The 13,988-nt window shown below is 32.3% G+C and carries 10 protein-coding genes; 2 read left to right on the top strand and 8 right to left on the bottom strand.

Going from position 1 to position 13,988, the window contains the following annotated elements; genetic code table 11:
* Position 1: 1 nt before the first annotated feature.
* The 6 genes from B2U95_RS01650 to B2U95_RS01675 form a co-directional block, all read right to left on the bottom strand.
* A complete protein-coding gene (locus tag B2U95_RS01650) occupies positions 2–904 on the bottom strand; it encodes a histone deacetylase family protein (protein ID WP_296311852.1) in 903 nt (300 codons plus the stop codon).
* 24 nt (positions 905–928) lie between these two features.
* The gene (locus B2U95_RS01655; protein ID WP_296311855.1) at positions 929–3,310 is read right to left on the bottom strand and encodes a hypothetical protein; all 2,382 of its coding nucleotides are present in this window, start codon (positions 3,308–3,310) and stop codon (positions 929–931) included.
* 117 nt (positions 3,311–3,427) lie between these two features.
* Positions 3,428–5,554: a Tex family protein gene (locus B2U95_RS01660; protein WP_296311856.1), complete on the bottom strand. Its 2,127-nt coding sequence runs from the start codon at positions 5,552–5,554 to the stop codon at positions 3,428–3,430.
* A gap of 6 nt (positions 5,555–5,560) precedes the next feature.
* On the bottom strand, positions 5,561–7,621 hold the full coding sequence (metG, locus tag B2U95_RS01665) for a methionine--tRNA ligase (protein ID WP_296311858.1): 2,061 nt from the start codon (positions 7,619–7,621) through the stop codon (positions 5,561–5,563).
* Between the two features lie 105 nt (positions 7,622–7,726).
* Positions 7,727–9,331, bottom strand: a complete 1,605-nt coding sequence (locus tag B2U95_RS01670) for a DUF1501 domain-containing protein (RefSeq protein WP_296311859.1) — start codon at positions 9,329–9,331, stop codon at positions 7,727–7,729.
* A gap of 9 nt (positions 9,332–9,340) precedes the next feature.
* Positions 9,341–10,798 carry a DUF1800 domain-containing protein gene (locus B2U95_RS01675; protein ID WP_296311861.1) on the bottom strand — a complete coding sequence of 486 codons (1,458 nt, stop codon included), beginning with the start codon at positions 10,796–10,798 and terminating at the stop codon, positions 9,341–9,343.
* A 206-nt stretch (positions 10,799–11,004) separates the two neighbouring features.
* Between B2U95_RS01675 and B2U95_RS01680 the strand changes: the two genes are divergently transcribed.
* Complete coding sequence (locus tag B2U95_RS01680) at positions 11,005–11,979, top strand: S66 peptidase family protein (RefSeq protein ID WP_414727652.1); 975 nt, start codon at positions 11,005–11,007, stop codon at positions 11,977–11,979.
* A 675-nt stretch (positions 11,980–12,654) separates the two neighbouring features.
* Complete coding sequence (locus tag B2U95_RS01685) at positions 12,655–13,014, top strand: YraN family protein (protein WP_296311863.1); 360 nt, start codon at positions 12,655–12,657, stop codon at positions 13,012–13,014.
* Here the strand turns inward: B2U95_RS01685 and B2U95_RS01690 are convergent.
* Together B2U95_RS01690 and nadD are read right to left on the bottom strand one after the other, a co-directional pair.
* Positions 13,011–13,349, bottom strand: a complete 339-nt coding sequence (locus B2U95_RS01690) for a hypothetical protein (protein ID WP_296311866.1) — start codon at positions 13,347–13,349, stop codon at positions 13,011–13,013. The genes B2U95_RS01685 and B2U95_RS01690 overlap by 4 nt on opposite strands.
* A 60-nt stretch (positions 13,350–13,409) precedes the next feature.
* A complete protein-coding gene (gene nadD, locus B2U95_RS01695) occupies positions 13,410–13,988 on the bottom strand; it encodes a nicotinate (nicotinamide) nucleotide adenylyltransferase (protein WP_296311870.1) in 579 nt (192 codons plus the stop codon).

Genomic DNA, 13,988 nt, shown 5'->3' on the forward strand with positions numbered 1-13,988 from the left:
TTTAAAAGAAGATATCTTGTGCTAATCTAAAGGTATTGGCATGCGCATCTACAATAACTTTAATGTCTGGTGAGTAACCACCTCCCATACTACACATTACAGGTATATTGTTGTTTTTACATAGCTCTAAAACAAACCGATCTCGCTCTTTGCACCCTTTTACCGTCATGCCGAGTTTCCCTAATTTATCTGAAGTTATTACATCTACTCCACAGAGATAATATATAAAATCGGGTTGTTGGTCTTCAATTAGTTTTGGTAATGTATCCTTTAATAATTTTAAGTAGGTATTATCATCCGTTTTATTTTCTAATGCTATATCTAAATCGCTTTGCTCTTTTTTAAACGGGTAATTATGTTTACCGTGCATAGAAAAGGTAAATACGGAAGTATCATTTTTAAATATTTCTGCAGTGCCATTGCCTTGGTGTACATCTAAATCTATAATCAATATCTTTTTTGCTAAGCCTTTATTTTGGAGATAGCGTGCTCCAATAGCCTGGTCGTTAAGTAAACAAAAAGCTTCGCCACGATTAGTGTAAGCATGGTGTGTGCCACCAGCAATATTCATTGCAATACCATGTTTAATAGCAAATTCGCTGGCTTTTATAGTGCCATCTGCAATAATGATTTCGCGTTCTACTAAAATTTCACTTAGCGGAAATCCTATTTTTCTGGCAGCACGTTTGTCTAAAGTAATATTGACTAAGTCATAGTAATACTCAGGCTCGTGTACGGCAAGGATAAACTTGTCATTAGGGCGTTCTGGTTCAAAGAAATTATCATCACTGCAAGTCCCTTCATAAAGTAACTGCTGTGGCAGCAAGTCGTATTTCTCCATTGGGAAACGATGTCCTTCTGGTAGTGGGTGTTTGTAGATACGATGTAATGCTATTTTCAGCATAAATTACTAAGCAATTTTAATCACCTAATTTAAGGATATAGATTTCTCCTCAAAAACAAATGAACCATCATTTGCGATACCTTCTATAAATAATGTTATTGGAGTTTTTGGTCTTTTTATCTTTATACTAATTGTACCATTTTCATCTAATTTTAGTTGAGGTTTCCAATCAACAATACCATAACCTTTATAAAAGGGGTCATCATAATATTTATATTTAGGCACATAAAATTTTTTCTCTTCACTAAACGTTAAAGGAATAGTATAGACTTGTGCTGATTTGTTGCTTCCAAGTGCTCTATAAACACTAGTGTTAATTGTGTATAATTTTAGTTCACCGTTATTACCTCTAATACCTCCGCCTATACCACTTCGGTTTATTTCTATATAGTCTATTTCATTTAAGGACATTCTATATAGCATACTAGTACCCATTAAAGGTTGATCATTTAAATATACCATCATAGGGTTATCTGATCTTCCACTAAAAAAAGTAACTTCACCTGTGCTACTAGTTTCGGTTTGAACTCGATTGGCTCTTAAGTAATCCTCTAATATGTAAAATGCATAACGGTCTTCGTCTGTAATAATTTTAATTGTTCCATATCTATTTTTACCTAACTCACGTGTTCTAATTCTCAATTTATCTAAATCTGATACAACAAGTACCTCTTCTAATTGCTGTACTTCATTTAAATTTTGATAGGCTACCGAATTTATGTTTAATTCAATATCTAATTTATTTGATGCGTTAGGAATAAGTATGTTTTGTTTAGTTTCTAAGGCTGGTATTCTACTTGGAATAGATTGTAAATAAAGTTTTGCTGGTAGTAACCCGTCATCACTCTTTAAGCGCGATAAATAAATTTTATCAGTTTCTGAGATAAAAATGTTTGGTATAAAAAAAGCATTTTCACTTTCATTAAACTCAAACATAGTAGGTTCCCATTTGGGTGTTGCATGCAACATATACTTAGCAACTTTATCTTCTTCATTACCATTAACATTAGCTTTTAGCGTTATACCTTGTTCAAAAGGGAAAAATTGATTAGTAGCATCACTATATATTTTATCCCAACTATAGCTACTCCAACCTTGAGTTAATAGCAAATCATCTAATTCATATTTCTTTTTTTCATTAACATTAGTAAAATAGTACTTTCCTCTTTCTATGGATCCATTTACATACGGTTGTAAATAGGTGTGAGATAAGATATTGTGATGCTTTTTATAAGAAAGCGTTGCTTCTGGAAGTACAGAAATACTCAATGAATTAAATTGAGAAGGATTAATTGTTTTATAACTCAAGTTAATAGTTAAAGAGTCATATTGTTTCTTAGCAGAGACAGCATCTGAACTTATGATATTTATCCCTTGGTGGTTAAAAAATAAACGTTCTGCTATCGGTTGATCTTCCTCATTGAAGAGCGTTAATATATTAGTGCCTGCTGGGCAATTACTAAAATCAATAATCTTAGTAACGGCTGTCTTGTCATTAAAATAAACGTCGAGTACTTCGTAAAAATCTCCATTATGGATTAATAAAGTATGTCTTTTGTTCCTAATTTTTTCTAAAGTCACATCATTGGTTATGATAGATAAAAAAGCTTTAGTTTTTTGTCTTTTTAAGGATAGAATAATTCCATTTGGTTTAATCCTTTGATTTATTTTAAAGTTTAAATCAGCATCCTTATAATTTATTTTTACTCTATAGCTGTTGTTTATATCTGCAAGTAATTGAAATTTACTAATTCCAAACTGGTTGGTTGTAAATTCAGATAAAACCACATTATTTTTATCTAAAACCTCACCTTTCAGGTTTGGTATCCCAAGTCCAGATTTATCTTTAATAATAACACCTACATTATTAACGACACTATTAAGTATGTGTCCGCTTTCTGGTAAAAACTGAGCGTCTATATTATTCCCTGTTTCAGCGTTTTCGACATATTCTTCAGCCGCTGGATCAATGATTCTTATGGACTCTGTATAATAGTTTTGCTCATCAAAATTAAGCATCCAATTGGTGTAAGCTTTAAACGTGTAATAACCAGATGAAAATGTAGAATCTAAGCTTATTGCATTTATAGCAACACCTTTATCTACACGGATCAGTTTTTCTTTAACAATAGTGTTGTTTGCATCAGATACGCTTATATATAAATTGGTAGTAAGTAAAGATGGTTTTTTATCTTTTTTATCTAAAACATAAGCCGTAAAACCAATATCCTCCCCTTTGATATACGTAGATTTGTTAAGATGGGCATATACTATTTCTCTTGCAGCTTCTGTATAATCTTCATAAGCGTCTACTAGATCAGAATCTTCTTGCGAATTTGCAGAGAAGTTAGGTGAGATAAACAAGATAAGTATTAAAGGAAGTCTAAGTAAGTTAAGTATTTTCATAATGGCTGATTTTTATATAAAAATATCAAAAATTACAACATTGCTTATGGGTTTTAACTAATCTTTAGGTCAATAAAGACCTATTTACGAAGCTATACAAAATGCTGTTTTAAAAATCTACTTATGAAGCTGAAGCTGAATACGTTTTCTAGCCACATCAACTTCTAAAACTTTTACGATAATTTGCTGATGAAGATGAACGTGCTCATTAACATCTTTAACAAAAGTATCTGATAAATTAGAGACATGTATAAGGCCACTTTCTTTAATACCAATATCTACAAAACAACCAAAGTTGGTTATGTTATTGACGATTCCCGGTAATAACTGTCCTGTATGTAAGTCGTTAATCGTCTTTATACTTTGATTAAAAGTGAAGACTTTCGCTTGTTCTCTAATATCTAAACCAGGTTTTTGTAGCTCTTTAATAATATCTTGAAGCGTTAGTAAACCAATAGTTTCTGTGTAATATTTTTTTAAATCTATTTTTTGAAGAACCCCTTTGTTTCCAATTAATTCATCAAGAGAAATTTTCTCGTCCTTTGCCATTTTTTCAACTATTTTATAAGCCTCAGGATGAACAGAAGAATTATCTAGCGGATTTTTAGCATCATGAATTCTTAAAAAACCAGCAGCTTGTTCGAAAGCTTTTCCACCCAAACGCGGTACTTTTTTAATTGTATTTCGCGATGTAAATACGCCATTTTCGTTTCGATAATCAAAGATATTTTCAGCTAGTTTTGGTCCAATACCAGATACATAACTTAGTAAAGAGGTACTTGCCGTATTAATGTTAACACCAACAGAATTTACACAATTTTCTACCACAACATCTAATCGCTTCTGAAGTTTCGTCTGATCTACGTCGTGCTGGTATTGACCAACACCAATAGATTTAGCGTCAATTTTTACTAATTCGGCTAAAGGGTCTTGTAAACGTCGTCCAATAGATACCGAACCTCTTACAGTTACATCGTAATTTGGAAACTCATCACGAGCAATTTTTGATGCAGAATAAATACTAGCTCCAGCTTCACTTACCACAAATACTTGAAGTTCGTTCTTAAACTGAATCTTTCTAATCAACGCTTCAGTTTCTCTAGAAGCAGTTCCGTTACCAATCGCAATGGCTTCAATTTTATAGGCTTCAGCTAAAGATGAAATCTTTTTTATAGCACCAATACTGTCACTTTTTGGCGGATGTGGATATATTGTTTCGTTATGTTTTAAGCCACCTTGTGCATCTAAGCAAACGATTTTACAACCCGATCTAAAACCCGGATCTATTGCTAAAACCCGTTTTTCGCCAAGTGGAGAGCCTAGTAATAATTGTTTTAAGTTTTTAGCAAAAACAGTAATTGCAGATTCATCAGCTTTTTCTTTTGCATTTTGAAGTGCTTCGTTACTAAGCGAAGGAAATAATAAGCGCTTATAAGCATCAGAAACAGCCAATTCTATTTGGTCGGCACAAGCATTTTGACCTCGTATGAGTTTATTATCAATATAATCTAAGGCTTTTACAGCGTCAATTTCAATTTTTACACGAATAAATCCTTCATTTTCTGCACGTAGAATAGCTAATAACCGGTGCGATGGAATACGACTTAAAGATTCTGACCAATCAAAATAGTCTCTAAATTTTTGCGCTTTCTCGTCTTTAGCTTTAGTTTTTACAATTTTAGTAGAAATTTGAGCGTAACGCTTAATTTGGTTTCTTAGGTTATTTCTAATATCGGTACGCTCATTAACCCACTCGGCAATTATATGTCTTGCACCTTCTAAAGCATTTTCAACAGTAATAATAGCTCCTTTTGTATATCTTAATGCAATAGATTCTAGATCATTTGCATTTTGACTCATTATGATTTTGGCTAAAGGTTCTAAACCATTTTTACGAGCGGTTTCGGCTTTAGTTTTACGCTTTTTCTTAAAAGGCAAATACAAATCTTCGAGTGTTACTAAATCTTGAGAATTTTCAATTTTTTGTTTTAACTCGTTGCTTAAAACATCTTGTTCTAAAAGTGCCTTTAAAATGGCAGATTTTCGTTTTTCTAAAGTTTCAAATTCATCTTTGTACTTAACGATATCACCAATTTGTACTTCGTCTAAATTTCCTGTTGCTTCTTTTCTGTAACGCGAAATAAAAGGAATTGTACAGTCTTCGTTTAGTAAAGCTATTGTGCTTTTAACAGAGACTTCTGTTAATTGAGTTTTAGAAATTATGAATTTTAATAATTGAATCATTATAGGTTAACTAATTTTTAACCCATTAGCAACATTATCAATATCAGGATTCACAAATACTAAATTACCGCCTTCGTCTTCAGTCATTAATATCATTCCTTGACTTTCTACTCCTCTCAGAGCTCTAGGTGCTAAATTCACTAAAACCGTAACACGTTTTCCAATAATATCTCCTGGTTTAAAGCTCTCTGCAATACCAGAAACTATGGTACGTGTATCTATACCAATATCTACTTTTAGAACTAAAAGCTTTTTGGTCTTAGGCACCTTTTCGGCTTCTAAAATAGTACCAACTCTAATGTCTAGTTTTGTGAAATCGTCAAAAGTAATTTCTTTTTTTTGAGGTTCTAGGGTTTTTTTAGCGGCTTCGTTCGCTTTTTTACTTGCTTCTAATTTATCACGTTGTTTTTCAATTTCTAAGTCTTCGATTTTTGAAAATAATAATTCACCTTTCCCTATTTGATGTGAAGCAGGAAGCAATATCTTTCTAGTCGAAACCTCATCCCAAGTAGATTCAGAATCGAGTGTAGAATGGCAAAGAATACCTTTCAGTTTTTTTGAAGTAAAGGGTAAAAATGGTTCACACAATGTGGCTAATGCTGAAGCAATTTGAAGCGCAACAAACATTACTGTTTTAGTACGTTCTGCATCTGTTTTAATAGTTTTCCAAGGCTCTTCGTCTGCTAAATACTTGTTTCCTAATCGCGCCAAATTCATTAACTCTTGGCTTGCTTCTCTAAAGCGATAACGCTCAATAGAACTAGATATAACCGCAGGATATGCTCTAAGCGTTGCTAAAGTGTCTTCATCTATGACTTTAAAATCAGTAGGTTGAGGTACAATACCTTCATAATATTTATTAGTAAGTACAACAACACGATTTATAAAATTTCCAAAAATTGCAACGAGCTCATTATTGTTTCTTGCTTGAAAATCTTTCCATGTAAAATCATTATCCTTTGTTTCTGGTGCGTTTGCAGTTAATGCATAACGCAACACGTCTTGCTGATTCGGAAAATCAATTAAATACTCTGGTAGCCATACTGCCCAGTTTTTTGAAGTTGAAAGCTTATTACCTTCTAAATTTAAAAACTCATTTGCTGGTACATTTTCTGGTAAGATGTAAGAGCCTTCTGCTTTTAACATTGCTGGAAAAATAATACAGTGAAAAACGATATTATCCTTACCTATAAAGTGCACTAAAGTAGTGTCTTTGTCCTTCCAATAATCTTCCCAGTTCTTACCTTCTCTTGCAGCCCATTCTTTAGTTGCAGAGATATAACCGATAGGTGCATCAAACCAAACGTATAAAACTTTGCCTTCTCCACCTTTAACTGGTACAGGTATTCCCCAATCTAAATCTCTTGTTACTGCTCTTGGTCGTAAACCGTCATCAATCCAAGATTTTACCTGACCATAGACATTTGGTTTCCAATCTTTTTTATGACCTTCTAATATCCATTTTCTAAGAAATTCTTCATGTTTATTTAGCGGTAAAAACCAGTGTTTTGTTTCCTTTAAACTCGGTACATTTCCTGTTATCGCGGATTTAGGATTTATTAAATCTGTAGCATTATGACTTGTACCACAGTTTTCGCATTGATCTCCATAACTTTCTTCATTACCACACTTTGGACAAGTTCCGACAACAAAACGATCTGCTAAAAACTGATTGGCTTCTGCATCGTAAAGCTGTGCTGAAACTTCTTCAACAAACTCATTTTTATTATACAAGGTCTTAAAAAACTCCGAAGCCGTGTCATGATGAATTTTAGCTGATGTGCGTGAGTAATTATCGAATGAAATACCAAACTCTTCAAAAGATGTTTTAATAATTTCGTGATATTTATCAACAATATCTTGAGGTGCTACTCCTTCTTTTTTAGCTTTTATTGTAATTGGTACTCCGTGCTCATCACTGCCGCAAATAAAAGCAACATCATTACCTGTTAACCTTAAATATCTTGAATAAATATCTGCAGGCACATAAACACCTGCTAAATGACCAATGTGTATAGGTCCATTAGTATAAGGCAGGGCAGCAGTAATTGTATAGCGTTTAGACATGAAGCTTTATTTAATTAGACGTCAAATTTACGATTTTACGGCTAGTTAATAAAATAAAGACGCCTTTAGGATTAACTAAAGGCATCTTTATTTTTAAGAATCAATTTATCTAATGATTAGTGGTTTACTAAAGTTTTGATTCCCTACCGAAATCCTATAAATATATTGACCTACATGAAGTTTTTGTGACACTGTATCTTTTATACTTATATTGTGCTCACCAGCAAAAAGCATTTCATTTTTAAGGGTTGCCACATCTCTTCCCATAATATCATAAAGTTTTATCACAGTGTGTTGTGTATATGGATTCTTAATATGTAATATGGTATCTAAATCTGTGTAAATTACCTGATGCTTAAACCTGTTTTGATTAAATTCGTCTACGGACAGTAAGCTACAATTAAAGCCTAAATCTACTCTTGCATACGTCTGATTAAGTAAAGCTTCATCAACTAAATTACTATCTATACACAACCATTCTTGCATAATGGTAGCATAAACTTCTCTAAAATCTTGGGTATAGTTAAGATTACCGTTAGTTAAGTTGCTGAGATCGGGATGGTCACTTATAAAGCCATTGCCTTGTAATGCTGGTCCAAAGAGCATCATCGGAGCCGCAGTTCCGTGATCTGTGCCATTAGAACCGTTCTCATAAACACGACGTCCAAATTCGCTAATTGTCATTGATAATACTTTATCATCAAAGCCCGCTTGAGCTAAATCTTCATAAAATGTTTTCATAGAATTAGATAAATCCACCAATAAATCTCTGTGATTATTTACCTGATTGGCATGTGTGTCAAAACTACCCAAAGTTACCATATAGACTTTAGTGCCTAAGTTTCCTTTAATTAAACGTGAAACTATAGAAAGTTGTCTCCCTAAATCGGAGTCCATATATTCTGAAGTATTTACACCTTCGGTATAAGCTTCATGTATAGTGCCAGCATATTGATATGTCGTATTTGTAGTACCACGCATAAACTCTAATTGTTCACCATAAATACATTCTGGAAAACTAGACATATCATGTACAGTTCCGTTTTCTGCTATAGCTTGCAGTTGATCGGGATTTGCGACTGAAAACGCATAATTACTAGAGTCACTATCAAATATTAAATTACCAACACTACCAATTTGTATAGCCGCTGGTACATTTGGTGGATTAATTAAATATTCTGGATATAATTCTTCAAAATGTCTACCTAACCAACCAGACTGCGCTCCATTTGTAGGGTCTGTTGATGCCCATATATCGGAGCCTGCAAAGTGAGATTGACTTGAGTTTTCGTAACCAACACCGTTAACTACTTTCATTCCTCCATTATTCCAAAGGTCCAATAAATCATCCATATAACTTGGGATACCAAAATCTGGTGTTAATGCCGTTATTTGGTTTTGGTAATGTCTAATATTTGGACGGTAAGCAGCATAAGTATCATAGTCGTAAAGAGGCACTATAGTATTAAGTCCGTCGTTACCTCCTTTGAGTCTTATAATTACTAAAATTCTATCTGTTTCTGAGTTGCTAATAGCTGCTGCAAGTTTAGAACTGTTTGATGCTGATAGTGGCATTCCACCTACCATCATGGTACCTGCACCTGCAAGACCTAAGGCTTGTAAAAAAGAGCGTCTGTTCCATTTTTTATGTTCCAAATCGTGCTCACTAGTGCCAAATTTGGTGTCTTTGTTTGAGTTGTGTTCGCACATAATAGTAGGTTATTTAAGTTGAAATTCTGGGGTTTTAATTAAATGAAGTAGTAGAAGTACGACTTGATACGGAACAGACTCATATTGTAAATTCCATATTTGGTCCTCGTAGTAATTTTCAGGTAAATTATGCTTAAAAATATCTGTAGCAATTTGATAATCTTCTACAGAATATAATTCTAAAGGTATAAAGCGATCAATAATACTTTTAGCAATTATGTAGACATCATTGCTATTATCTGAACTTTCTATTGCAAATGTTCGCAGTTCTTCATTAAAATTATTCCAAGTATGCCAAATGATCCATTTTAAAATTTGCCATCTACCAGTTAATGTACTTGCGTTAATCCAATCTCTATCTCCTTGCCAACCAGCAACATCAATAGGTTCAAACATTTGTTGTCCAAGTACATTGTTAAACCAAACCATACCTTCGTAATGGTCTTGTTGCATACTAAAATTTGTAATATTTAAGTAGGCCATTGTCATATCATATGGACTCTTAATTTGAATACCAATAGTTTTTGAATCAAAAAAGTGGTCGCTTTTAAACAGTATTCTTAGAATGTTAGCAATATTAAAATCTTGAACAAAAACAGAAGCCATATCAGCAATAACATCTTCGTTTACGGTTGCACTAACAAAATAGGTGTATAGTTTTTTACAAATATGCGCTGCTATTTGAGGTGCTCTTTCTTGAAAAAGGAGGTTAATAAGTCCATCGTAATCCCAGTTCCCTTCTTGACCAAAAATAATTTTATCAGAATTATCAAAAGTACTAGTATCGTAATAAATTGGATACGTCCAATTTTCTCTGTGATTATAGCCAGTTAAAGCTTTGGATGTTTCTACAATATCTTCTTGTGTGTAACCATTATCAACTCCAAGCGTAAATAGCTCGTAAAGTTCGCGAGCGTAATTTTCGTTAGGACTATTGTTTGTGTTTTCAAATCCATTGAGAAAAAGGAGCATAGCTGTTGTTTTTCCTATATCTCCAACAAAGTCTTGAAAATTACTTAACATGTGCTCTTCTATAGTCCTATAGTATTGGTATAAATGATTACTGGCATAATAATCTTCTAAACGTGTTACAAAATGATTACTCCAAAACAATATTAAACGGCCTTTTAAACCGGTTGTTTGCATTTGGTTCATCAATTCTAAAAAAACTTCTTTGTGATTTAGTTGGGTTTGTTCGTTAAAATCAAATCCTAAATTAGAATAATCATCATTGGTGAAATCTGCCCATACTGGTTCTGGCCAAGCAGGTGCATTTACTGATTCATCTATAAGTTGGTCAATTAAGTCATTTGGATTCAATGCTAAAGCAGAGTTAATTGTCGCTTTATTAGCGTCATAACCAAGGCGTCGGTAAGCATGCCTTATTCGTTCAGCATTCCAAGGGTTTTCGGTGGATGGTACATACGGCTGTAATGTACTTGTAATACAAGAAGTAAACACACTCATAAGTAGAATTTTTTGGTTAAACGGGTCTAAAAACTACGAGGGATGTTGTTAATATACGATTACCTTGTGTTATTTGGATGTTTTCTGTTAAAAAAATATTAAAATAGCATTATTCACTACTTCGTGTATAACTTTTTTATCTTTACAAAAAAGCAGTTTTTATGATTTTAAGATCATCATTAGTAGTTTTTATTTGCTCTATTTGTATGCTTATGAATAGTAATGCTTATACTCAAAATAAAACTGAAAATTTTACTAAAATGACATCTACTTTAATTCAACCACCTTATTTAAAAGCAGGAGATACTGTCGCGATCGTTGCGCCATCTGGCGTTCTAAAAAATCGACAACGTGAAGTACAGCAAGCTTTAGATTTACTAAAAAGCTGGAATTTGAATGTTATTGTTGGAAAATACGTTTTTAGTAAGTCTAATCATTTTGCAGGTACAGATGAAGAGCGATGCGAGGACATGCAAAATGCAATGGACAACCCTAACATAAGTGCCATTTGGTGCGCTAGAGGTGGTTATGGTACAGTTAGAATTTTAGATAAATTAGACTATACTAAATTTAAAGAAAAGCCCAAATGGCTTATCGGTTACAGTGATATCACAGCATTGCATAACCAAATTCATAATAATGGATTCCAATCTTTACACGCTATAATGTGTGTGAGTTTAACTAAAGATTTAACTGAGATAAACAATTCAATTAAAACACTTAATGCAGCCTTATTTGGTAAGCTAACTAATTATAAATTAGAGTATTCATCATATAATAAATTAGGGAATGCTAGTGGTCAATTAGTTGGAGGAAATTTAACAATGTTACATACCATGTTGGGTTCTGATACTAGTATTGATACTTCTGGAAAAATTTTATTTATTGAAGAAATTGGAGAATATAAATATCATATCGATAGGATGTTACAAAGCATGAAACGTGCCGGTTATTTTGATAACTGTAAAGGTCTCATTGTTGGTGACATGTCTAAAATGCGAAAGAACACCACGCTTTGGGGAACTTCTGTTGAGCAATTGATATTAGATGTTTTGGCGGAATATGACTTTCCTATTACTTTTAATATGCCAGCAGGTCACGAGAAGGATAATAGAGCTTTGGTATTAGGTAAAGTTGTAGCGTTATTTGTAGGTAAAGAAAAGTCCACTTTAGAGTTTTAAAATATTTTTTCTAAAAGTTAAAAAATAAAATTGCTCCTAAACAATATAGAATAGTATCTGAAATATCTCTTGTATCACGTGTGCTTATTTGTGTCACAAGCCATTCAAAACAGATAGCGAAGTAAGTGGTTAGCGCTAAAACTATAATAAGTGGCACATATAGTGTTTCGGGTTTTTTAATGATTCTTAAAACAGCTAAGCAAAGACTTAATATAATAGGCATGCACAAAAAATCATTGATGTAAAAATTAATCCAATTAGGGATTGGTAGTTTTAATTGTTGTGCTAGATATATGGTCAATGCTATGAAACCGCTAATATAGAAAATAAGATGTTTTTAAATTTTCATACTACAATGGCTCTAATTAGCTAGGCTATAAAGATTCTCGCCTTTTTTATATGATAAAAGTGTGTTGCAATTTGTACAATAATCTACATCTGTATTATAGATTCTACAATTTGGACATTTAAATATAACGAGCCATTTTGGGAATTTTAAAAGAATTACAAATGTATGGCTTATTGTAAGATTTTTAAAGGTTTGAAATAAATATGCGAGTACGAAGATTATCTACTATGATCTCAGGATAAAGCAATTTTGTATATTGATGGTAACTAAAAAGTAGAATCAGTTCAAATAGCTTTTTATTGAACACTGTGACTGAAAACTAAATAATGGCACAACATAACGAGCTCGGCAAAAAAGGTGAACAGTTAGCTGTTAATTTTCTTATAAAAAATAATTACGATATTATTGAGCGTAATTACCGTTTTGATAAAGCTGAGGTGGATATCATAGCTCAAAAAGGTGATATTTTAGCTATTGTTGAGGTAAAAACACGGTCTAATATAGATTTTGGGAATCCGCAAGATTTTGTAAAACCAAAACAAATTAAAAATTTGGTAAAAGCTGTAGATGAATATGTAACAGAAAATGATTTAGATATAGAAGTTCGCTTTGATATTATAGCGATTGTAAAAAAGGGTAAAGGATTTGAAATTGAACATTTAGAAAATGCTTTTTATCATTTTTAGATATATAAATGCATCACAATAAAGAATAAACTATAAAAGCATAAGTTAAGTAAGACATCTTTTGTTTTAAGTAACTTAAAACGCTTTAGCTCTTTTTTTATAACATTAAATGATAAAACAGAAGCTATTATTACAATTCCTAGAAAAATAAACCAATACAGAGATTGTGGATATGGTAAAGTTATATTAGTGATAAAAAATAAAATAAATAAACCACCAGTAATTAACAATCTTTTCTCCTCTTTAATATTTAAATCATTTCTTTGAGAAATATCTCTTACTTTAAAAATGATTAAAGTAGTGATAATTATTATAAAAATTATAGTGAAATTCATACGCTAGCTTTAAAGTAAATCTAATAATTTAAGATTAATTTCAGAAAATAAATATTAAGTTTATTTATAGAAATTCATTTCGTCTAGATAATGCCACACATTATCGGATAACATAGGACGAACATTCCTTCCTGCTTTAATTTCTTTTCTTATAAACGTAGAAGATAGCTCCATTATTGGTGCAGAAATGTTAAAAATCTTAGGGTGATTTATAAATTCCTCATTTACAGTATTTTCTGATAATCTCGGATAAACATATATGCTGTAATTCTCTAAAATAAGCTCATAATTTTTCCATTTATGAAAACTTTTCAAATTATCTTCTCCCATAATTAATGAGAAATGATACTCTGAAAATTTTTCAAAAAGATGCGTTAAGGTATCAATAGTATAATTGGGTTGTTTTAAGCCAAACTCAATATCACTAGGTTTTAACTTTTCATAATCTTTTGTAGCACGATACACCATCTCTAGCCTTTGGTTATTATCTAATAAGCTGCTCTTCTTTTTAAAAGGACTCAATGGAGTAACTACAAACCAAATTTGGTCTAAGTCGCTATGCTCTGCTAAATGATTTGCAATAGTTAAGTGCCCAATATGTATTGGGTTAAAGGTGCCAAAGTATAAACCGATTTTCAT

Source organism: Winogradskyella sp. UBA3174 (genome assembly GCF_002364335.1).
In the GTDB taxonomy this organism is placed as follows: Bacteria; Bacteroidota; Bacteroidia; order Flavobacteriales; family Flavobacteriaceae; genus Winogradskyella.

Excerpts from the sequence above, each read along its gene's own strand:
- B2U95_RS01650 (WP_296311852.1), bottom strand. The coding sequence starts at position 904 with ATGCTGAAAATAGCATTACATCGTATCTACAAACACCCACTACCAGAA.
- B2U95_RS01655 (WP_296311855.1), bottom strand. The coding sequence starts at position 3,310 with ATGAAAATACTTAACTTACTTAGACTTCCTTTAATACTTATCTTGTTT.
- B2U95_RS01660 (WP_296311856.1), bottom strand. The coding sequence starts at position 5,554 with ATGATTCAATTATTAAAATTCATAATTTCTAAAACTCAATTAACAGAA.
- metG (WP_296311858.1), bottom strand. The coding sequence starts at position 7,621 with ATGTCTAAACGCTATACAATTACTGCTGCCCTGCCTTATACTAATGGA.
- B2U95_RS01670 (WP_296311859.1), bottom strand. The coding sequence starts at position 9,331 with ATGTGCGAACACAACTCAAACAAAGACACCAAATTTGGCACTAGTGAG.
- B2U95_RS01675 (WP_296311861.1), bottom strand. The coding sequence starts at position 10,798 with ATGAGTGTGTTTACTTCTTGTATTACAAGTACATTACAGCCGTATGTA.
- B2U95_RS01680 (WP_414727652.1), top strand. The coding sequence starts at position 11,005 with ATGCTTATGAATAGTAATGCTTATACTCAAAATAAAACTGAAAATTTT.
- B2U95_RS01685 (WP_296311863.1), top strand. The coding sequence starts at position 12,655 with ATGGCACAACATAACGAGCTCGGCAAAAAAGGTGAACAGTTAGCTGTT.
- B2U95_RS01690 (WP_296311866.1), bottom strand. The coding sequence starts at position 13,349 with ATGAATTTCACTATAATTTTTATAATAATTATCACTACTTTAATCATT.
- nadD (WP_296311870.1), bottom strand. The coding sequence starts at position 13,988 with ATGAAAATCGGTTTATACTTTGGCACCTTTAACCCAATACATATTGGG.